Annotated in this window: 23 protein-coding genes; 9 read left to right on the top strand and 14 right to left on the bottom strand. The window is 33.4% G+C overall.

Going from position 1 to position 22359, the window contains the following annotated elements; translation table 11 throughout:
• Window position 1 precedes the first annotated feature (1 nt).
• Both H7355_RS12220 and H7355_RS12225 read left to right on the top strand, forming a co-directional pair.
• Entirely contained in the window at window positions 2–775 is a 774-nt protein-coding gene (locus H7355_RS12220; RefSeq protein WP_186647915.1) for an RsmE family RNA methyltransferase, read from the top strand.
• 80 nt (window positions 776–855) lie between these two features.
• Window positions 856–1290 (top strand): VOC family protein, encoded by a 435-nt coding sequence (locus tag H7355_RS12225; RefSeq protein WP_186647917.1) that lies wholly within the window; start codon window positions 856–858, stop codon window positions 1288–1290.
• Here H7355_RS12225 and aguB read toward each other — a convergent pair whose 3' ends face one another.
• From aguB to H7355_RS12245, 4 genes are all read right to left on the bottom strand, one after another.
• Entirely contained in the window at window positions 1291–2151 is an 861-nt protein-coding gene (gene aguB, locus H7355_RS12230) for an N-carbamoylputrescine amidase (RefSeq protein ID WP_186647919.1), read from the bottom strand.
• Window positions 2152–2158: 7 nt separating this feature from the next.
• Entirely contained in the window at window positions 2159–3205 is a 1047-nt protein-coding gene (locus H7355_RS12235) for an agmatine deiminase family protein (RefSeq protein WP_222435712.1), read from the bottom strand.
• 104 nt (window positions 3206–3309) lie between these two features.
• Window positions 3310–3645 carry a hypothetical protein gene (locus H7355_RS12240; RefSeq protein WP_186647920.1) on the bottom strand — a complete coding sequence of 112 codons (336 nt, stop codon included), beginning with the start codon at window positions 3643–3645 and terminating at the stop codon, window positions 3310–3312.
• A gap of 243 nt (window positions 3646–3888) precedes the next feature.
• Window positions 3889–4281 (bottom strand): HU family DNA-binding protein, encoded by a 393-nt coding sequence (locus H7355_RS12245; protein WP_286190841.1) that lies wholly within the window; start codon window positions 4279–4281, stop codon window positions 3889–3891.
• A gap of 103 nt (window positions 4282–4384) precedes the next feature.
• Here H7355_RS12245 and pdxY point away from each other — a divergent pair, with 103 nt between their 5' ends.
• Complete coding sequence (gene pdxY, locus H7355_RS12250; protein ID WP_186647924.1) at window positions 4385–5248, top strand: pyridoxal kinase PdxY; 864 nt, start codon at window positions 4385–4387, stop codon at window positions 5246–5248.
• Here the strand turns inward: pdxY and H7355_RS12255 are convergent, their stop codons facing one another.
• Complete coding sequence (locus tag H7355_RS12255) at window positions 5249–5773, bottom strand: MgtC/SapB family protein (protein ID WP_186647926.1); 525 nt, start codon at window positions 5771–5773, stop codon at window positions 5249–5251.
• Between the two features lie 174 nt (window positions 5774–5947).
• Here H7355_RS12255 and H7355_RS12260 point away from each other — a divergent pair, with 174 nt between their 5' ends.
• The gene (locus tag H7355_RS12260) at window positions 5948–6232 is read left to right on the top strand and encodes a hypothetical protein (protein WP_186647929.1); all 285 of its coding nucleotides are present in this window, start codon (window positions 5948–5950) and stop codon (window positions 6230–6232) included.
• Here the strand turns inward: H7355_RS12260 and H7355_RS12265 are convergent, their stop codons facing one another.
• Entirely contained in the window at window positions 6233–7018 is a 786-nt protein-coding gene (locus H7355_RS12265) for a hypothetical protein (RefSeq protein ID WP_186647931.1), read from the bottom strand.
• A gap of 6 nt (window positions 7019–7024) precedes the next feature.
• Complete coding sequence (locus H7355_RS12270) at window positions 7025–8005, bottom strand: ATP-grasp domain-containing protein (protein ID WP_186647933.1); 981 nt, start codon at window positions 8003–8005, stop codon at window positions 7025–7027.
• Window positions 8006–8148: 143 nt separating this feature from the next.
• Between H7355_RS12270 and H7355_RS12275 the strand changes: the two genes are divergently transcribed.
• The 4 genes from H7355_RS12275 (at window position 8149) to H7355_RS12290 (ending at window position 11673) form a co-directional block, all read left to right on the top strand.
• Window positions 8149–9324, top strand: coding sequence for a homogentisate 1,2-dioxygenase (locus H7355_RS12275; RefSeq protein ID WP_186647935.1), 1176 nt, complete (start codon window positions 8149–8151; stop codon window positions 9322–9324).
• Window positions 9325–9369: 45 nt separating this feature from the next.
• Window positions 9370–10506: a UDP-N-acetylglucosamine--N-acetylmuramyl-(pentapeptide) pyrophosphoryl-undecaprenol N-acetylglucosamine transferase gene (locus H7355_RS12280; protein ID WP_186647937.1), complete on the top strand. Its 1137-nt coding sequence runs from the start codon at window positions 9370–9372 to the stop codon at window positions 10504–10506.
• Complete coding sequence (tsaE, locus tag H7355_RS12285; RefSeq protein WP_186647946.1) at window positions 10506–11048, top strand: tRNA (adenosine(37)-N6)-threonylcarbamoyltransferase complex ATPase subunit type 1 TsaE; 543 nt, start codon at window positions 10506–10508, stop codon at window positions 11046–11048. Before H7355_RS12280 ends, tsaE begins: the two co-directional genes overlap by 1 nt.
• Window positions 11049–11187: 139 nt before the next feature.
• The gene (locus tag H7355_RS12290) at window positions 11188–11673 is read left to right on the top strand and encodes an Hsp20/alpha crystallin family protein (protein ID WP_186647948.1); all 486 of its coding nucleotides are present in this window, start codon (window positions 11188–11190) and stop codon (window positions 11671–11673) included.
• Window positions 11674–11753: 80 nt separating this feature from the next.
• Here H7355_RS12290 and H7355_RS12295 read toward each other — a convergent pair whose 3' ends face one another.
• The 7 genes from H7355_RS12295 to rpoZ form a co-directional block, all read right to left on the bottom strand.
• The gene (locus H7355_RS12295) at window positions 11754–13016 is read right to left on the bottom strand and encodes an ATP-grasp domain-containing protein (RefSeq protein WP_186647950.1); all 1263 of its coding nucleotides are present in this window, start codon (window positions 13014–13016) and stop codon (window positions 11754–11756) included.
• A 239-nt stretch (window positions 13017–13255) separates the two neighbouring features.
• On the bottom strand, window positions 13256–14434 hold the full coding sequence (locus tag H7355_RS12300) for a S8/S53 family peptidase (protein WP_186647957.1): 1179 nt from the start codon (window positions 14432–14434) through the stop codon (window positions 13256–13258).
• 255 nt (window positions 14435–14689) lie between these two features.
• Complete coding sequence (locus tag H7355_RS12305) at window positions 14690–16447, bottom strand: proline--tRNA ligase (RefSeq protein ID WP_186647959.1); 1758 nt, start codon at window positions 16445–16447, stop codon at window positions 14690–14692.
• A 28-nt stretch (window positions 16448–16475) separates the two neighbouring features.
• Window positions 16476–17381 carry a class I SAM-dependent methyltransferase gene (locus H7355_RS12310; protein WP_186647962.1) on the bottom strand — a complete coding sequence of 302 codons (906 nt, stop codon included), beginning with the start codon at window positions 17379–17381 and terminating at the stop codon, window positions 16476–16478.
• A 6-nt stretch (window positions 17382–17387) separates the two neighbouring features.
• Window positions 17388–18227, bottom strand: a complete 840-nt coding sequence (locus tag H7355_RS12315; protein ID WP_186647964.1) for a Cof-type HAD-IIB family hydrolase — start codon at window positions 18225–18227, stop codon at window positions 17388–17390.
• Between the two features lie 48 nt (window positions 18228–18275).
• Complete coding sequence (gene metG, locus H7355_RS12320; RefSeq protein WP_186647973.1) at window positions 18276–20258, bottom strand: methionine--tRNA ligase; 1983 nt, start codon at window positions 20256–20258, stop codon at window positions 18276–18278.
• Window positions 20259–20358: 100 nt separating this feature from the next.
• Complete coding sequence (gene rpoZ / locus H7355_RS12325; RefSeq protein WP_130611520.1) at window positions 20359–20586, bottom strand: DNA-directed RNA polymerase subunit omega; 228 nt, start codon at window positions 20584–20586, stop codon at window positions 20359–20361.
• Window positions 20587–20773: 187 nt separating this feature from the next.
• Here rpoZ and H7355_RS12330 point away from each other — a divergent pair, with 187 nt between their 5' ends.
• Window positions 20774–22354, top strand: a complete 1581-nt coding sequence (locus tag H7355_RS12330; RefSeq protein ID WP_186647975.1) for an ABC transporter substrate-binding protein — start codon at window positions 20774–20776, stop codon at window positions 22352–22354.
• Window positions 22355–22359: the final 5 nt, after the last annotated feature.

A 22359-nucleotide genomic window follows, 5' to 3' on the forward strand; every position in this document is an offset into this window, starting at 1 on the left:
AATGAGTATACAAAAACAAACCTGGACATTAATCCAAACCGATTTATCCAAAGATCAGAACGAAGTAATTTTAAAAGATGACGAGCATCACTATGCTTTTCATGTTTTACGTCTTTCCTCTGGAGAAGAAGTTGAAATTACCAATTGCAAAGGATTAAAAGCAGTAGGCTGCATTGATTCCGCAAATAAAAAATCAATTTCTATAAAAATAGACAAAATATCAGAATTAAAAAAATCTTCGCCAGAAATTCATCTTTGGCTTGCTTATCCAAAACCTGCGACCCTAGAGGAAGTTGTCTCAAGTGCTTCTGAACTAGGTGTTGACCATATTCATATATTTAAAGCTGATAAATCAGCAGTTAAAAGCCCTATAAAAATAGAAAAAATGGAACGTATCAGCCAAGAATCTGTCAGAATTAGTAAAAGTGCTTTTGCTGCTAAAATATCTTGCTACAATAATTTAAATGAACTTTTCCAAAAAATTATTGATTTAAATAACAAAAACCGATTGATCCTTTTTTGTGATGAATCCCACATTTATGAAGGTAAAATTCGCAATTCAATTTATTCTGTCTTACGCGAACAATTTAAAAACGATCTCGAAGAAATTTGCCTCTTAATAGGTCCTGAAGCAAGTTTTTCAGATAAAGAGCGTTTATTGATTCATGAAACAATCACAAAAAATTCTGTTTCATTAGGAAACAATATTCTAAGAGTTCCCAATGCTGTTCTTAGCGCTCTCGGAAGTATTATTAATTTTAAAAACGATCATTGATATCAATGTCAAAACTATGTCTCTAGCATTTATTTAAATTTCATACTAAATTTTAAGAAATATAATGAAAGAATAAAAACATGGCTAAACAAATTTTTGTTAATTTACCTGTTTTAGACCTAATTAAGTCTAAAGAATTTTTTAAAAAAATTGGTTTTAAATTTAATAAAAAATATACAGATAACAATGCTGCATGCCTTGATATAGGAAAAAATATTTTTGTAATGCTTCTCAGTAACGAATTTTTTAAAAATTTCACAAAAAAGTCCATAAGCAATGCCAAAAACAGCACAGAAGTGCTTGTCGCAATCTCTTTTGACAGCAAAAAAAAGATCGACTCCCTTATGAGCAAAGCTTTAAAAGCAGGGGCCACTAAAAGTCGTGACGCGCAAGATTTGGGTTATATGTATTCGCAAAGTTTTGAAGATTTAGACGGACATATTTGGGAATTGTTTTGGATGAATGAAAAAAAGATGGCGATTGAACTTAAAAAAATGCGCAAGAATCAAAAATAATCACTTACCATCCAATCCTAACAATTTATGATAATGCTCTGGTCTTCTATCTCTAAAAAAACCCATTCCTGCTCGAAATACCTGTGCTTCTTTAAAAGAAAGATCGGAATAAATAATCTTATCACTAATGCGATCAGCTTCAGCTATCTTTTCACCCATAAAGTTACAAATAAATGAACTGCCATAAAAGTTCATATCTTTTTCAATACCAATTCGATTGGCTGCAGCTACATACACAGAATTACAGACAGCATGCCCGATCATAGCTCTTTGCCACATATCTTTTGTATCGATAGCGTGAGCTTCGGGTGGTTCTGAGCCTATTGCTGTGGGATAGAGTAGGAGATTTGCACCCTGCAAAGTCATACTGCGTGCGCATTCAGGGAACCACTGATCCCAACATATTCCGACACCAATATTTCCATATGCTGTTTTCCAAACTTTAAAGCCCGTGTCGCCGGGATTGAAATAATATTTTTCTTGATAACAAGGGCCATCTGGAATGTGTGTTTTACGATAAATACCGAGTATTGATCCATCTGCATCGATCATTGCAAGACTATTATAATAAGCGGGCCCCGATTTTTCAAAAAAACTGATAGGTAAAACAACTTTGTGTGTGCGAGCAATTTCTTGAAATTTGGCTATAAAAGGGTGATTCTCGACTTCATTAGCTAATTCAAATAGATGATCATATTGCTCTTGACAAAAATAATGATATTCAAAGAGTTCAGGTAATAAAATAATATTTGCATTATTCTTTGTGGCCTCTTCAATAAATCGAATGGCTTTTTGTATATTTTCATCAATCATGTTTGTCATGCTCATTTGAATCAAAGCAAGCTTAATATTTCTTTGCATCAATCATTTATCTCCAAATATCACCCGCTGGTTGTTGCTGAGTCACGCAATGAAATGATCCTCCTCCATTAATAATGGCCCGTGAACTTAAACCAATCACATCTCGTCCAGGAAAAAGTGAACGTAAAGTTTTAAGAGCCAATTCATCATGAGGATCTTGATATAAAGGAACAACGACAAAATGATTGCCAACATAAAAATTGGCATAGGTTGCAGGCAAACGCTGCCCTTCTATTTCCATTCTTTGTTTAGGCAAAACTAAAGGGATAAGTTTAAAAGAATTTCCTTCGAGATCTGTAAATGTTTTTAACAATTCGTAATTGCGTTGCATTGCATGATAATTTTTATCTGATTTATCTTCCGTGATAGAATATACAATCGTTTGTTCATCAACAAATCTAACAATGGTATCGATATGTCCATCAGTGTGGTCACCTTCAAGGCCATCTTCTAACCAAAGCACCTTTTTAATTCCCAAATAATCTTTTAAACTTTTTTCTATCTCATTTTGAGAAAGATTTGGGTTTCTCATTTTACTTAGTAAACACTGTTTTGTAGTTAAACATATCCCCTTACCATTAATGTCTAAGGAACCCCCCTCCATAACTACAGGAGAATTAAAGAAATTAATATTGAGAATCTTAGCAACTTCGTAGGGAGCTAGAGAATCTAAATCCCATTTAAATTTTTGTCCCCAAGCATTAAATTCCCATTTCACAAAACTTAATTTATTTTCTTTTAAAATAAAAATTGGGCCATTATCTCTAAACCAAACATCATTTAATGGGACTTCATGTAAAGAAATATTACTGAGTTCTCCGAGTCTTTCTCTAGCGTCTAACTCAGTTTCTTTATTATTCACCAACAGATGAACATGTTCATATTTCGCAATTGTTTTTACAAGGTTGGTAAATTCTTCTCTTACAGAGTTTAACCTTCCATACCAAATACCGTCATCAAAAGGCCAGCTTGTCCAAGTAGCTGAGTGGAGGGCCCATTCTGCAGGCATGGAAAAACCAATATTATAAGGTGTATCTTTCGGTATTTGAGACATCAATTTTTCCTTTTTTTGAAATAAAAAACAGGCTTATAAATAAAAATACCCAAATTTGATATACATCAGATAGAAAATTGAGTCTAGATTGACTAATTTTTTAGTTAACCGCTGCGAAAAACTTTTGCTGTAACTGTTTTTAATACTTTTTTCTCTACAACTACTTTTTTAGCTTCAGTCACATAATCTTTCACTGCATCATAGGCATGTCTTTCATCTCCACCAGCAGCAATCCATTGAGCAACTGTTGAGCCACTTAAAAAATGATGAGGATAACCAAATACCACTTTGTTTGCTTCTAAATGAGCCCAATTCGTCTCGAAGTTTTCTTTTTCAAATAAAACCGTTGCGTAGTCTATAACCCTTAAAATGCAGCTTTCTACATTTTTGAATTCAACTCCTCGTGCCAGTTTTACTTGATCCTTTACTTTAAACTTCAAAAAAACCTCTGAAAAAAGTTCTATCTTACCTGTTTTTATATCGACATAAAAAAGTAATTTATTGAGACTGGGGGGATTGTCAAAATTTTTTACAGATTATTTTAAATAAATTCTTATATTTACAGCAAGAAATCGAGTAAAATCAGCATTTAATCAATAATATTGATATCTTAATAAATTCACATAAAAAAAGCTGGCAAAAAAAATATTAGCCAGCTTTTATTTGAACAAGTCAATTTTTACTTACTTTTTCTTCTTAAGAGAAGACTTTCTTTTAACACCAACTTTTTCCTTTAACGACGAAGCAACTCTAAAACTTACTTTTTTAGAAGCAGGAATTTTAATTTCTTCACCTGTTTGAGGATTTCTTCCCTTACGGGCAGCACGATCTTTTACTTGTAAAATTCCAAGTTTATCTATGCGTACTTTTTTCCCTGCAGCAACATGATCTTCAATTGCATCAAGAAAAGCAGCAATGACTTCTTTCGTTAATTTTTTTGGTAATTGATCAAAACGAGTTGAAACTTCAACGGTTAGCGCAGAAGTAGATACAGTCGAAACCTTTCTTTTAGTCATACACATCCTCTCTTGTGAGTGGTTAAATGAAACTCTGTTTATAATTGCCTGAATCGACATATATATCAAGAGGAAAAGTATAATTTTTTAATTTGCTAATGTAGCATAGTCAAAACTTCACGAAACTAAGTTGTGAAGAAATCTTTTCTAGGAGCTATTAACAATGAATCAAATTATTCTTTCCATACAATCCTGTGTCAGCTATGGCCATGTCGGCAACAGCGCTGTTACCTTTCCTTTACAACGACTTGGCGTTCAAGTTTGGCCGATCCACACTGTACTATTTTCAAATCATACAGGCTACGGACAATGGAGAGGTAAAGTAATTGACATAGAAGGAGTAAGTGAAGTTTTTTTAGGGATAAAGGATAGAGGCGTTCTAAAATATTGCGATGCTCTTTTAAGTGGTTATATGGGCTCAAAAGAGCTGGGAAAAGTCATGATAGAAGCAATCAAAGAACTCAGAAAATTAAAACCAGAAACTCTATATTGTTGCGACCCTGTCATGGGCGACATTGGCAGAGGATTCTTCGTTAAAGAAGGCATTCCTGAATTTTTCAAAGAAGAAATGATTAAATACGCTGATATCATTACACCAAATCATTTTGAATTAGAATACTTAAGTGATAAAAAATTTGATGCTATCGAAGGTGCCGTAGAAGCTGCACGCAGTGTCATGAAAAAAGGCCCAAAAGTTGTTGTTATAACAAGTCTGTTACTTAAAGACACAAAAGAAACAAATATCAACATGCTTGTTGTAAATGAAAATTCAGTTTATATTGCAACAACTCCATATATATCTATTACTTTAAATGGCACTGGTGATCTGACTGCAGCTTTATTTACCCATTTTTACTTAAAATATAAGAAAAATACTCAGAAAGCTTTAGAAGCAACTATTTCTCGTGTTTATGAAGTCATTTTGAAAACAGCAAAAGCTTCAGCAAAAGAACTCGTTCTTGTACAAGCACAAAACTCTCTTGTGAAACCCAAACATTTATTTAAAGCAAAAAAAGTTAAAATATAGCTAGTCCAAAGTTCCTGGTCCAGAAGATCCAGAAGATTTTGCAGAGCGGTTTTTAAAAAATCTTTTTTCTATATAAGAAGTAAACGAAAGGAAGACTATCAATCCTATCGTTATAAGTATGGTTGATAAGAAAATACCAAAGCCAATCAAGATTCCAAGAGCCGACACGGTCCATATAACGGCAGCAGTTGTCAATCCCTGCACTTTACTGCTTGATTTAAAAATTGCTCCAGCCCCAATAAAACCGATACCTGAAACTATTTGCGCGACGATCCGTGTGACATCTGCAGAAATGACAGGACTTGAACTTTCATATTCACTCATCATCAAAGATACGGCCGTAAAAAGTGCAGATGCAGCACAAATAAGTGCATTTGTTTTAATACCTGCAAGTTTTCCTCGATACTCCCTTTCTATCCCAACTAACGTACCAACGAATAAAGCAACTCCAACTTTTGGTAATAAAAAAAAGAGAACATCAAGTTCAGGAATATAGTGCACTGTAAGAGTCAAATCATTAGACATATATTTACCTTAAAACAAATAAACAGCTATTGATAATTTACTATTTTCTCAATTTAAAAAAATAAGTGTTAGAAAAATTTTCTATCTTTGCCAAAGATATGACTCAAAATTTATTTTCAAAAGCAAAATGACGAAACACTTTGAGCAAATTAATTCATTGTCTTTAGGTGGTTTATGTCCGTTAAGAAAAATAATATAGATGAAAAAGATCTCGCAAGACATATGGGCGATCAAGCTTGTCGCGCAGAAACCAACAGTCTCGCCCAAAAAAAATACTCTCACTTACAAAGACTTATGAGTAAAATAACGGCTCTTTCTGATAAAGAATTCGATATTGCATTTTCTACACTTGAATCTATGTTAGAAAATTTTAATTCAAAGAAAACAAAAGTAGAAGATGAAAAAATAACAAATAAAAATAAAGAAAATGCAATTGCAGTTATAACTAATAAACAATAATCACTGATATTCACTTAAATTTATCGTATATACATCAGACCCAATTCTAAATATCAATTCTGAAGGATATATATTATCTGCTAAAACATATCCAGCCCAACGAACGTATATATCTGTTTCATTTGAAAAAAAGCCATAAAAAAATTGGCTATTCATTACGAGAGTATAACCTAAACCTTTGCGCTCTAAATTTAGTTTACTTTGAACTTCGATATTGTTATCTGATATATTTACAGTAGAAATCGCAATATATTGTCTTTTATTTTCAACTGGTGTAAAATTATTTTCTGTATGATTTTTATTTTTTTCTTCCTCTTTTAGTTCTAAAAATAAACCATCATTGCTATTTATTTTCTGAAATGCGTATCCTCCACAAATAAATGCACGCAGATTTTTAGCTCCAATTTTCGCAAATAAAGAAGTCATTTGATTGAGCGAGTCAGTATCTAAAACAGCTTCTGATTGAAATGTATAATCAATTTTATTTTTGTTCACCTCGAATGAGGAATACTCTTCACCTAATGGACCAATCACACTCCCTTTTAATCGATTAAATTTGTTCTCCCAAATGGCTTCCATTTGAAATGATGGAACTCTAAAGTTTGACGAGTTAATATCAGCTAAGAATTGGGGATTATTATCAGAACTGCACAGAGAAGTAATAGTAGAAGAAACTCTGGAAATCGCTTCATCTTCAGGCACTTTTTCCAATTTACGAGAACGCAATGTTGTGCAAGAACAAATTAGCAAAATAACTAAAAATGAATTTGTAATTTTAAATAACATAAAAACTCAATTCGTCATAAGATGAAAAGCTTTTCTTGCAGAACTGTGCCCTGTGAGCATTTCATATGTTCTAAAACCAGTTGGTGATGTAATATTTATTTCGCCAATTCGATTGCCAATGACATCGAGACCCGCTAAATAAATATTTTTTTCCTTAAGAAAAAGAGCTATTTTTTGACACAATTCCTTCTGCTCCTTTGTCATTTCTCTTAACACAGCAGATCCACCCTGAGCCAAATTCGATGCTACTTTTCCTTTTGCTGGCAAGCGCACAAAGTCACAAATAATTTCTCCACCAGCAACTAGAACTCTCCGATCACCTTCTTCATATATTTCTTTTAAAAAAGGTTGAATCATTAGTTTTTGCAATTTATTTTCATTTTTTAATTTAAGACTTAAATATGAAATAAATGCAGTTTTATCTTTAAAATATTCAACGCTCTCACCGCCATGACCCAACCATGGTTTAGATATATATCCATTGTAAAACAATTCAGAATATTCATGACAAAAAGATTCTATAACATTTATATCCGTAGACAAGCATGTGGGGACTATATTCTTTTCACTGATAATACCCTCAGAGAATGCACGCCATTGTAATGCTTTCTCATGATATGCCAATAAGACTTCTGGTGGATTCAATATTTTAACTGAATTCTGCGCAGATAAAATCCAACAAAGATCTTTGTATTCTTCATCAAAAGGAGGATCTTTTCTAATTAAACAATATTGATAATCAGAAAATTGAAACAAATTTCCAATTTTAGGTTCAAATTTAATTTCTTGCTGAGAAATTTTTTGTAGATTAATGATATTTTTTATAACTATATTATTATTATAAAAATGAATATCATGACTTTCACACCAATGAACATCAAATCCATCTTCTAGCGCAACCTGTGCTAAAGCCAAACTTGAATCTGAAGAAACATTCACTTTTTTTATACTATCTGCAATCACGAGTACTTTTTTTTGCAATGCCATTTTACTCCTCAAACAAACTCATACTTTTGCTAAAAAAGATTATTACAATCCCTTATGAAAAGCAATGAAAGCCTTGCTGAAGCTGCGATTAAAGTGTTACAATTATATTTCATATTAACTGATATTTAAAAGGAGTCGATTTTATGATTGATTATCGTAAACTTGGTTATATCTCTGAGAAACAGCATACTTTCTGTGAGTTCGAAGGAAAAATGCTTGCAGAACATGTGATCACTCGCAATGGATTTAATGATAATTATTCAATTCTTTATCAAAAAAGAGCTCCCACTCATGAAGTTAATACAGAAATTTACAAAACAGAAAATCCATTTTTTCCAAGTTATAATAAATTGAGTAACAATGAATTGAAAAGAAGACATTTTAAAACACCAAATTATTCAAAAGAAGGAAATTTATTAGAGGCACGAGCAACACTTCTTGTAAATAATACATGCTCAGTGGGCATATTAAAACAAACAAAAAAAGACCATTTCTTTTTTGCAAATGGCGACGCAGATGAACTCTATTTTGTAGCTGAAGGCAATGGTATTCTCCAAACCGTCATGGGAGAAATTGATTACGTCTCAGGAGATTATTTATTTATTCCAAAAGCAATTCCTTATCGTTTTTTACCTAGTGCAAATTGCAATATGCTTATTGTAGAAGGAAAAAATAACTTTGGTATCCCAAAAGAATTTCGTTTAGCGCAAGGACAATTTAAATTGGATGCTCCATACAATCATCGTGATTTTCACGCCCCCAGCCGCCTAATGGAACTCAAAAGCAATGAAAATTATCCAATCATTATAAAAAGAGATAATATATTAACTAAACATGAATACACAGACTTTCCTTACAAAGTGGTTGGTTGGGATGGTTGGTATTGGCCATTCTCTTTCTCTATTCATAATTATCAACCCAAAACAAGTTCTGTACACCTTCCCCCTACAGTACACACAGCGTTTAGCGGCGATAATTTTTATATTATGAACTTTGTCCCTCGGGTATTAGACTATCACCCGAAAGCGATTCCATGCCCTTGGCCCCATTCAAATATCGACTGCGATGAAGCTATTTTCTATGTAAGCGGAGACTTCACAAGTCGAAAAGGAATTTCAAATTATTCTATTAGTTTTCATCCGTCTGGTATCCCACACGGTCCTCATCCTGAAAGATACGAGCAAAGTATTGGCGCAAAAAGAACAGAAGAATTAGCAATTATGGTTGACACTTTTGAGCCATTGTTTGTAACTGAAGCAGCAGCGATGCTTGAGGACAAAAAGTATCACTATACTTGGGATTCACATGAGCATCTTTAAAATTGTTTCAATCTAAAGCAAATATTAAAAGAACTGGCAATCCATATGAAAGATAATGAAAAAAAATATTCAATTGTACTTACGGGTGGAGGAACTGCGGGTCATGTCTGGCCACATTTTGCCTTATTTGAAGGAGAAAAATCGCCTTTAAATACAGCATTCCGAGAAAATAAATTGAACGTTCATTATATCGGCTCTCAATCAGGAATGGAAAAAGATCTTGTGCTGATGAATCAACCTTCGTGGCAATACCATTCTATTTCAACAGGGAAATTGAGGCGGTACTTTAGCTTACAAAATTTCTTAGATATATTCAAAATTATATTTGGCTTTGTTCAAGCATTTTTTATACTCAATAAAATAAAAGCATCCGCAGTATTTTCCAAAGGTGGATTTGTTTCTGCCCCTGTCGTATGGGCTGCTTGGCTGAGAGGTATTCCTATCATTATCCATGAGAGCGATGCCACTCCTGCTCTCGCTACTAAGTTAACACTCCCATTTTCTTTTCTTGCTTTAGTTGCATTCGAAGAAACAATTCAAAAATTACCTTCTATTTTTCATAATAAAATAAATTATGTAGGACTCCCTTTGAGAGAGTCATTATTTAACGCTACAAAAGATCAAGCTAATCAATTTTTTAATTTTAAGCAAAATAAAAAAACAATTTTAATATTCGGTGGAAGTTTAGGCGCTCAAAGTCTAAATAAAAAAATGTTTGAAATTATTCCTGAATTAAATAAAAATTTTAATATCATTCACATCGTAGGTAAAGGTAACTATAAAGAAATTGAGAACGCTGAGAATTATCGTCAATATGAGTTTTTAAATCACGAAATGAAATATGCTTATGCCCTCGCTAATTTAGCTATTTGTCGCGCGGGGGCTAGCAGCATTTTTGAACTTGCTGCTGCACGTATACCTATGATTCTTGTTCCGTTAGGGCTGCATGCCAGTCGAGGGGATCAAATCGTTAATGCCAGAATATTCACAAATAGAGGTTGGTCACAATCTATCGATGAAAATACTTTTCAAAAGGAATCAGCTATACAGTTGATAGAGTCAACTATGAATTCTTTAGAAGAACGCAAATTAGCTCTTGAATCTGCCCCCTCAGCAGAATCAGCATTAAAAGTAAGTCAAAAAATATGGGATATTATTTTACGATATGAGGCAAAAAAATAATGGATGATTTTTTAACTCTAAAAAACACTTTGCAAGAGGTTTTTGACGATAATGATTTAAATAAAGAATTATCCATTGAAGTAACTTTATCTGATCTGAGTTCCTTTGCTCAATTTATCGCCTCATATTTAAAAGCCGGTGACTGGCTTTTTTTGGACGGAGATTTAGGTGCAGGTAAAACATCATTAACCAAAGAACTTTCATCAATCCTAGGGGCTCGTCAACAATCGATAAGTCCTACATTTTCAATTTTAAATATAGAAGAATTAAATTCTGAAACCGATCTTAAAAAACTCATTCACCTCGATTTATATCGATTAAAATCAGGCAGAGAACTTCTTTATTTAGGTTTAGAAGAAGAGTTTAATCCGAAAAACACATTGTGTGTCTTTGAATGGCCTTATAATATTGAAAATGATGATTATTTAGACTTTTTCAAAATTACAAAATGCGCAAAACCAAAGAGAGTCATTGAAATTACTTTAGAACTTGCTGAGAAAGAAGACGTTCGTATTTATCATATTAAAAGAACACATTTTTAGATAAATTATTTATAATTATATAATTTTATTAGTAATTTTTTTTTCAATCCCCCCCCTTTACTTTCTAAAAAGATGGCATACATTGAAATTGATGAGGAGGGGTTATCTTTTATTATGCTTAAGTAAAAGGAGACTTTTTATGTCAATTTTACAACCATTTAAAAAGCAAAATCAGCTAACAAATCGTCCTGAAAATGATTTGTTTTATTCTCTACAAACTGATGTGAATCGTTTATTTAATAGTTTCTTTAATGAATTTGAAATAGACTTACCATCGCAAAAATCGAAAAACATTTGGGCACCTCGCATAGATTTACGTGAAACTGCAAATGCATTTATAATTACCGCAGATCTTCCTGGTACTAAAAAAGAAGATATCCATGTGAATATCAACGAGAATATTTTAACTATTAAAGGTGAAAGAAAATCTGAAAATCATAGTGAAAGTGATAAGCATTATATTAGCGAACGTTACCATGGACAATTTGAACGTTCTTTTGCGTTACCACAAAAATCTATTGATAAAGAAAAAATTTCTGCTGAAATGAAAAATGGTGAACTCATAATCAATATTGCTAAATCACCTGAAGTTCAAAAAGAAGTTCGAAAAATCGAAATTCGTTAATCTCTCTCCCCTTTTCTCATTAAAGCAGTTGGTATTTGAATAATGCCAACTGCTTTTTTTTATTATTTAATAAAATATTTCTATTTATTATCATGCATAATAAAAATCTCTTGAGACAAAGCTTCTGCAACCTCAATATGTTTCGTTAATTTTTCGCCTTTATCGACTGAATCTTTCCAGAAAAACTCTACTGTACCTTCACGTGCTCTCCAGCAAATAGATTCCTCTGAAACATCCCCTTCTTTGGCCGAAATACTGAGTGAGGTTATATAATTCGGTAAATAGGAAGGTAAATGGATAGACTTTATTTTGCCAATCGGAGCCTTTAAAAAGGCTATCGCTGATGTTCCTTTTTCTTTATTCGATATTTTACATTCATCGATGGAAAGCCCCTGCCAAGCAGCAATATGAAATTCATAGGGATTAAAACCGTAGGTGCGCTCTATTAAATCGAGTATGGCATCACCCGCAGGGCGAGCTCCGATTTCCATAAGTTTTATTTCTCCGTTATGAGTTATTCGCATTTCCACATGACAGACGCCTTTATCAATCCCCAGTGCCTGCACAGCTGCGCAGGATATTTCATGGATTTTTTTGGATGCGGAATAAATAGAAGGTACCACATGCCCAATTTCAGAAAACCAAGGTTCTGGGCTTAAATATTTATCAGTAACTGCTAACACTGTTTGTTTATTTCTTTGTGCAAAAACCTCAACCGATATTTCGTCACGCGCTTGAATATATTCTTCTACAACATATTCACCTTGCGAAACATAAAAGACATTTGCATATTGGTTGAGGATTTTCTCGCAATGTTCAAAAGCGGAACTTAATTGATCTTCGTTCTCAACTTTGACAACACCGCCACTACCACCAAAATCCTTTGGCTTAATGACTAATGGATAACCCATCACTTTAGCCTTTTCTCTTAATTCATCTAGAGTATGAAATAAAGCGAACCTAGGTATGGGGAGATCAAATTGTAAAAACTTTTCTTTCATAGCAAATTTATTACGACAGAGTTTAATTGTTTCAAAACTTAATGAAGGGAGATCATATTTGTTTGCAATCCTCGCAGCAGACATCAATGTCCAATCATTACATGGAACGACGCCCTGCAATTGACCTGGATTTGATTCTAAAAAAGATTGGATTGCCGTTAAACTGGAAAGAGGATCCATTGGGTCACCTTGCAGGCAGTGATGAAAGTAACGATTGCGATTTATGCGTGGTTCCTTCACAATCGAAATAATCTCTCCCGTAAAATTTTGAAGTGCAGCAACTACAACCTTCTCTCTAAGAAATTGTTCCGCACCTAAAAGTAAAAGATATTTTTTACTCATTTCATACCCCCATATTTATTTTCATTCAAAAAATAAATTTATCGACTATAAAAAATGACTTTCAAATAATAGCCAGTATAAACAATTATTTCTAATTATGCTTTAAATATACTCATATGGTATTTTTATTGATTTGTCAATGGAGGTGTAATTTGATAAATAAAGAAATAAAATATGTATTGGAATTATAATATAAATTACTTATAATTCCAGCTTTTTAACTTTAGCATTTAATATATTTATAACTCATCTTCAAAATGCACGAATTCTTTTTTAGCATGCGGAGTCAAAGTATCATTCGAGCCATCTATTTCTTTAGCTTTTTCTTCTTCTTTTTTTATATTACAAGCTTGTGCAATTGCTTTACCTGCATTTAAAACACGCCCTTCTGTAATATAATCTTTTAAGTGATCATATTTATCCGAAGTTTCAAGTAAAGTTTTTTTGATAAAATTGGCCGTGATATCTTTTGAGCATGAGTGCATTATAGCAACGACACCAGAAACGATTGCAGTGGCCTCAGATGTGCCATTACCCTCTCTTTTAAACCCATTTGGATCTAAGTATGGAATTTCAAAGCCAGGTGCTCCTATATCAACTCGTCCACTGCCATAGCGACTGCCCGTTGATAATTGTGAAATATAAATATCCGGCGATCCTTTCTTATATGAGAGTGCTGCCACGCGAATAACAGGATCTTTTTCCTTGTTTTCTTTTGATCTCGGTTTATATGCAGCTGGCCAGTATTGCTTTTCAGCAGGTAAATTATTTATATTTCTTCCATCATTTCCAACGGCTGCAATGATTAAGATATTATTTTCAGAACCAATTTTTTTAAGCAATTCATTCCATTCTGTCGCATTTTTAGTTCCAATATCTGCTCCTGAAATATTTAAAATATTTTCTTTTTTCATTTTATGTGCTTCATCTACGGCATCATAAAACGAAGTAGGGTGTCCATTTGGAATTACAACTCTATTAATTATAGGTAATTCTGGAAAAATTCCTTTATAGTAACTTTTGCCATCAAAATAAAGACGCGATCCTATTATTGATGCCATAGCTGTTCCATGAATATAAGCAGGACTTTCAAGATCTTTTTTACTCACTGAACTGTGAACATGCTCATAAGTATAAGAGATATTAAAACTTTCAAGAGGGTGAATAAACGAATCAATTATTGTAACAAATGGTTCGCGAAATTTAAAATACTTTAAGTTTTTAGGAAACTTCATCTGTTCAAAATATTCAGGTCTGTAATCTTTATAGGATCTCACTTCCTGCTCTTCTAGATCTAACAGACTCAGATAATCTTCTGTTTTTTTTCTCGTTTCTGCACTGACTTGGAGAGGATAACCAATTAAAATACAACCTAATAGTGTCAAAGTTGGAAAATGTATCTTTTGCTTTAATTTCATATTGCCCCAAAAAAAATGAATTGAAAGATAATTCTTTCAATTCACACTTAAGCAATACGTATGCCAATTTTGTAATAATTTAATAAAAAATAAAAGTTTTTATTTTTACTTATATTTATAAACAAAATAATGATAAATTTTTTATCCATAAAAATAGAATATATTAATATATTTATTTTAATGAGTTAATTCATTTTTTAAAAATGGTTGTAAAAAACTCTCTTCTTTTAAAAAATAAAATCTCTAAAAAATTAATCATACATTATTATAATTCTTATATTCAGCAACTATTTCAGATTTTAAAACATCAATAATTTCTGTAACTTTAATTTTTCTTGCTTCCATCCGATTGTCTCTGTACTTTAATTCTACACAACCTTCAGCAAGAGTTTTTGGTGAAACAATAATTCTATATGGAATTCCAATAAGATCAGCATCGGCAAATTGGGAACCCGGTTTTTCATCTCTGTCATCAAATAACACTTCGTAACCTAAACCTGACAGAGTTTTATAAAGTTTTTCAGATTCTTCGCTCACAATCTCTTCTTTCCGATTGAGTGCACACAAATGAATTTCATACGGAGCAATCGGCAATGGTAAAATTGGGCCTCTGTCATCATGGCTTTCTTCAATAATAGCAGGAAGAAGACGTGTTATACCAATTCCATAACATCCCATAATAGGATATTGTTTTTTTCCGTTTTGATCGAGAAAAGTACATTCCATATCTTTGGTATATTTTGTTCCTAAGTGAAATATATTTCCAATTTCAATCCCACGTGTTTCTTGCAATGGATTTTCACATACTTCACAAGGATCACCTGCACGCGCAGCAGCAATATCACCAATAATCACCTTTTCTTTTTCAAATTCTTTTACAGTTGAAAGAAAATCTCTTTCTGCATTAAAATTTGTATAATGATAATCTTTTTCATTGGCACCTGTTACTAAATTTGTACTTTTTACAACAGTGTGATCTAAAATAACGTAACAGTTGTGCAGATTGAGTCCTATTGGTCCCGTGCTTCCAGCGACCGCGCCTGCTTTTACGAGATTTTCATGGGTTGCAGGGACAACTTCTGATTTGACTAAATTACGAACTTTTGCACTGATAACATCGAGATCTCCGCGCACAAAAGAAACAACAGGTGTTCCAGAGAGTGTTTGGAAAATAACTGCTTTTGCAGTTTGATCTGGAGTTATCTGTAAAAATTTACTTAAGCCATCAATCGTTTTTTGGTTTGGCGTGTGAACTTTTTCAAGTTTTTCTAATTTATTTTTTTTAATAATAAATGGTGATGTTGCAATTTCTTCGTTAGAACTTGTTTTACAATGTAAACAAGAAATGAGTTTATCTTCACCTGTTGGCACGAGCATTTGAAACTCATGTGAATATTTTCCACCAAATACACCGTTATCGGACATAACACTAACGAAGTTTTTACAACCTGTGCGCTTATAAAAACGAATGTAAGCTGCATGCGCTCTGTCATAATATTCTTTGAGATCCTCTTCTGTCGCATGAAAACTGTAAGCATCTTTCATAGTAAATTCACGCAAACGGACTAAGCCACCGCGTGGACGTGGCTCATCGCGGAATTTGGATTGGATCTGGTACATCATAAGAGGAAGTTGTCTGTAACTGGTAATTTCTGTGCGCGCTAAATAAACAACGGGTTCTTCGTGTGTCGGATTCAAGACCATCTGTTTTTCGTTGCGATCCTGAAAACGAATCATATCTTTGCCGAAAGTTTGGTAACGACCCGTTTCATCCCAAAGTTCTTTTGTTGCTGAACAAGGCATACGCACTTCTTGGCCTTCAATCGCATTCATTTCTTCACGACAGATTTTTTCAATTTTTGCAACGCTTCTCATTCCAAGAGGGAGAAGACCATAAATTCCAGCTGAATACTGGCGCATATAACCTGCTCTTAACATAAATTTATGACTTGGAATTTCGGCATCACGTGGTGATTCTTTTACAGTTTTACCAACCAATTTTGACATACGCATTTTTAAGATCTCCAATTGTCTTTATTATTTAGATACTTTCTTTTTGTAGCAATTCTTCTAATAGAATACTAGCTCCTCCAAGATGATCTTTCATTGATAAAAATTCTTTTTCAGCAGTCTCTAAATTGTTACCTCTGCGAATACACGTGATCAATCTATTTTTGGGAGTATGAGTAGAAGGAACAAATTCTGTTGCAGTTACTTCATAGCCATTTGCCCGAGTTAAACTGATACGAAACATATCAGTAAACTGTGCAGCAATCTCTCTCCTAACCTGTGGGGTATTAAAAACGGGAGTGAGTGGATGTGTTATTTTATTTTCTTTCCATTTACGCGCAAGCTCTGCTTGGCAACATGGCGCAACGGCGATAAAATCAGCTTTTTCTTTAATTGCAAGCGCTAAAGCCATATCTGTTGCCGTATCACACGCATGCAAAGCAATCACTGCATTTGGTCTTTTTTCATGTGTCCATTTATAGGTAAATAATGAAGCTGTTTCGAATTTTAAAATATCTGAAAATCCTAAATTTTGCGCTCTTTGCTTACAATCATTTATTATTTTTGTGTTTGTATCGACACCGATAATTTCGACTGAGTGATTCCATTTTTCTTTAAAGCACCAAGCCAATAAAAAAGTAAGATAAGATTTTCCACAACCTGCATCAAGAATGCGCACAACTTTATGTCGCTTAATCAGTTCTGCAAAATGCTCTTCAAGCAAATTGAACATATGATTTATTTGAATAAATTTCTTAACATTGTCTTGTGACATGGAAGCATCGGAATTTAAAAGTCCAAGCGAACGCAATAATTTAGGTGCATTGAGAGGAGTGATTGTATAATTTTTCTCTCCCATTAATTTTTTAATTTTTTCCGTTGTCCAATATTTTTGTGCACGAATAGCGAAGTTTTCAGGTTGTAATTCTAAAGTCATTTAATATTATTTACTCACATTGTATAAGCGTTCTAAGAAGACGGCAACGCCATCTGCATCATTTGAAACTGTTTTTGCCTTTGCAAATTGCAAAGCATATTGATCGGCATTTCCCATAGCCACACCGAGACCTGCAGATTTAAGCATTTCTGCATCATTCTGCCCATCCCCAAAAGCAATCACATCCTTAACTTCAATTCCCAAATGTTCACACACCAAGGTCATTGCAGTGCCTTTGTTTGCATTCGAAGCTCCGACTTCAATCCATGGCCAGCCATTGAAAGTACAAAATTGAATTTTTGACATAAAATATTCATCTTGATCTTTTAAAAAAGCTTCACGATTGCTTTCTGGGGTCAAGAGGATTAAAAAGCTGATTACTTGTTCTTCTGGGGGATTTTCTATATCCAATTCAAGAACTTCGCTATCATAATGTGTGGTAAATTTATCGACATCAATTGCATTTGGATATAAACAATAGAAACCTCTTGAAGTATCTACTAATAAGTTTTGGATACTATATTGTGGATTCCCATTTAAAATCATTTTGCATCTATCAAAAATAAGATCACGATATTTATTTTCGAGATACGTAAGAGACATTGAATAACCATCTCTACTTTTTTTAATATCACTGCCATTTAAAGTAATAATTGGTGTATTTAAATTCAGTTTTTCTGTAACCTTATTAACTGATTTAATAGTTCTACCAGTTGCAATAACAACATGAATTCCCTGATCAATAAATGCATTGAGACAATCTAAATTCTTTTGTGATATTTCTTTTTTCGAATTTAATAAAGTTCCATCTAAATCAACAAAAATTGCTTTATATCCAAAACTCATAGATTCCCCTGTTGCTGTACAAAAAATAATTTTTATAGAAGCTATAATTTAAGTTAACAAAGCACCTTCTTTTAGATTTTCTGGGAGATAAATCGGACTCACTTTACCATCTGCAGTGTCCGTTGCAAGCATCATTCCTTCACTCATACCAAACTTCATTTTCCGAGGTGCTAGATTGCTTACAATTATCACTTTACGATTTGCTATTTCTTCAGGTTTAACCCATTCTCTAATTCCAGAAAATATTTGTCTTTCACCAAGAGTCCCTAATGAAACAATGAGTCTTAATAATTTTTCTGATCCTTCTACATATTCAGCACTTAAAACTGTGCCAACATGCATTTGTACTTTAGCAAAATCCTGAATAGGGATAATATTTGGATTTTCAACTGATGCTTCTTTTTTATTATCCACTTTAATTATTTTCTTTGCTTCAGGTTTCACACTCGCACTTTCATTTGCAGGTTTCATTTTTAGCATTTCTGCTGCAATGTCAAGACGAGCATAGAGTTTAGGAATTTCCTTCAAACTAAATTCACTCTGAATTGCAAAAAACTCTTGTGCTCTCGCATATGAGTGACTGAAGTCAGAAGTATCTTCACCTATACTTTGTAAGAGCTCATTCATTTTTTTAGGAAAAAATGGATAGGCTAAATATCCCGCGACGCGCAAAACTGCAATACTCGAAGCAATAATATTTGCTAATTGTAGCTGACTTTCCGCTTCATTCTTTTTTGCAATATCCCATGGTTTTTGCTGAGCAATATGTTTGTCAGTGAGCGAAATAAGCGACCAAATTTCATTCATCACATCGGCAATTCTAAATTCATCAAAAGCAATTTGTACATTTTTTACTGCATTTTTGCAGGCAATTCCAATTTCTTTTTGTTCTTCTAATAATAAATTATGAGCAAATTTTGGAATTTTATTTGCAAAATACTTTTCCACCATTGTCAAAGTTCTTGATAAAAGATTTCCAATTCCATTTGCTAAGTCGGAGTTGTATCTTTCAAGATAGGATTTCCATGAAAATTCAATATCTTCACCAGGATTTGTTGCTCTAAAAAAATAATTTACAAAAGTATCGCGACCAAAATGCAAGATTTGTTCCACATTGATACCATTCCCTAAACTCTTCGACATCTTATGTGAGTCTTGAAGTATCCATCCTGTAATCAGTAATTTTGGTAAAGGAATATCGAGAGATAAACACATCGCAGGCCAAAATATACCATGAAACTTAAGGATGTCTTTTCCTAAAATATGGTGTGCATTTTGCCAATATGCACTTGAATGCGCTTTTTCAATTCCACCAATACCAGTTACATAGTTTGGCAATGCGTCGAACCAAACATAAGCAACATGCTCAGAATCAAAAGGTAGCTCAACCCCCCAAGATAAACGAGATTTTGGACGAGAAATACTGAGATCAGAGTCTAAGTTTTCCAGCATTCCTAAAAGTTCATTAATGTATCTTTCTTGGTGAGTGATTTGTCCTTTAGCAATCAAATCTTTTAACTGCTCACGATATTTTGAAGTTTTAAAGAAATAATTTTTTTCTTTTCTAAGTTCAGTTGGAATTTTGTGGACTAGGCAATTATTATTCTCATCTCTTTCACTATTGGTTAAATATCCTTCACATTTATAGCAATAATAACCTTCATGTTCTCCAAAATAAATATCGCCTTTTTTATAACAATAATTCAAAATATTTTGCACATTTTTTATATGATCTTTATCAGTTGTTCTTATAAATATATCATTATTTATTTCAAATCGCGCAAACTCATTTTTCCATAGAACGGCCATTTCATCGACTAACTGTTGAGGAGATTTATTTAGTTCTTTAGCTTTTGTTTCAACAGCTTCGCCATGTTCATCGAGACCGGTTAAAAATTTAACTTTTGCTCCACGCTGCTCATAATGAGTCTTTAATATGCTTGCTAAAATAGTAGCATAAACATGTCCTGCATGTGGAGTTCCATTTGCATAATAAATTGGAGTTGTAAAATATTTATAACAATCTGTCATTTCTGCTCTCTTTCAATTCAAAATAAAAAACTGGACACCGCATGGAATACAGTATCCAGTTTAACGTAAATCTCATGCCTAAACAGGAAAAAAAATGTTCTTATTTAATACGACCTGGTAGTCTGAGACCGGGAACAATCTCAGCATTTTTAATGCCGACTTTTCCAGCAGCAATTTCGCGCAATGCGGTCACTGCTTCTTTGTTTTTGCATTCAACAAGAGCATCACTTCCCTTTTGAAGTTGACGCATACGACGAGCCGCCAGCATAACAACAACAAAGCGGTTTGGAATTTGATCGAGGCAATCTTGAACTGAAATACGAGCCATGTTGCTTCCTTTAAAAAAGAGCAAAAGGTGAGTGAAGATACTGCACAAGCAGCGATCCTTTCTTTGTAGCAATAGCTCAAGCATGCGTCAACACGTTTTTATTTTAGTGGTTGGAATTTTGGCTCAGTTTTCCTAACATCATATGGACGAAAGAATGAAGCGTTAAAAAGCGCTCTAGGAGAAATAAATGAACTCGCGGTTTTCTAGTAAAAGAATAATAATATCAATTGTTTCAATATCTGCCGTGGCTTTTGCCATTTATCAGGCTCAAAATTCAAGTAATGAGAATGATTTAAAAAATGCCAAAGAGAAAAAAAGCACTCTCTATGCAGCCTTCGATTCCAAAATACAATCAGGCGATCCACGTTTGATTGGCAGCGATCCAAATAGCCAATATATTGAAAATTTAAGATTTTTACCTCTGATCGGTTTTGATGAAAATGGCAAACTGCAGAACTTTTTAGCTGATGAAATTATCCCTGTCTCAAATAAGTCTTGGCTAATAAAGCTCAAAAAAAACATTAAGTTTAACAATGGCTCCACTCTCACAGCTGATGATGTCGTAGCTACCTATAATGCCATAATGAATCCAGAAAAAAACTTTCCCCCAAGCCCAAGAAAAGCTGCATTTAATAGCGTCACAGTCTTTAAAGCCAAAACTCCAGACGAAATTCTTATCGAATTAAAGGAGCCTGATGCCGCTTTTTTAAACAATCTTGTTATAGGAATCCTACCAAAAGAGGCAATATTAACAGCAGGTCCCAATAAAGTTGACAATCAAGGCTATGAAAGTGGCCCCTACATATTGAAAAAAGCGGATGCAACCAACTGGCTTCTCTCCCGTAATGAAAATTATACTTTCTCTGAAAAACCTAAAATGGAAAATCTTAATTTTAAAATTATTACGGACAGCGGAACAAGGTATGCAGCTCTCATTAAAGGGGATATTGATCTTGCACAAAATGCAATTGATCCAGATAAAGTTGCACTCATTCAAAAATCAATGAACGATAAATTTCAGATTTTGAGCGCCCCAAAATTAGCAACTACATATTTAGCTTTTAATTTTCGTGACCCTATTTTTAGTAATTTAAAAGTAAGGCAAGCGATTGCTTATGCTATTGATCGAAAAAGTTTATTGCAGTTCCGCTTACAAGGACAAGGGACTTTAGCAAAAGGCATGTTTCCAGCAAATAATTTTTATTATGACAATTCTCTTCCAGAAATTCAGTATGATCCGCAAAGAGCAAAAACCCTGCTAAAAGAAGCAAATATTCAAGATCCAATTACTTTTGCCATTAAAGTTTCAAGTAGCAATAAATCAACTGTTGAAATTGCAAAAGCAATTGCAGCAAATTTAAAAGATGTAGGTTTTCAACCAACTGTAGAAATGCTAGAAAACAGTGTATTTTTAGACCAGTTAAAAAAAGGTGTGGCGAGTGTTTGGCTCTCTCCATGGGTAGGATTTAAAGATCCCGATCACTTACGTTTTGTCTTTGCATCCAACATGGTTGCACCTGCTGGTGGGAACCGAGGAGCATATTCCAATCCAAATATAGATGATCTTTTACAAGAAGGACGAGAAGAAATAATCCCAGAAAAAAGAAAAATCATATACGATCAAGCTCAACAATTGCTCTCAGCAGAATTGCCTTATGTTTACCTATGGCATAGTTTAAATATAGCTGTGACTGGAAAAAATATAGAAGGTTATAAACTTTACGCAGACGGTAGGTACTGGTCAATCGTCAACGTAACAAAAAATTAAAGAAT

The sequence above is a fragment of the Fluviispira vulneris genome, assembly GCF_014281055.1.
GTDB classification, from domain to species: domain Bacteria; phylum Bdellovibrionota_B; class Oligoflexia; order Silvanigrellales; family Silvanigrellaceae; genus Silvanigrella; species Silvanigrella vulneris.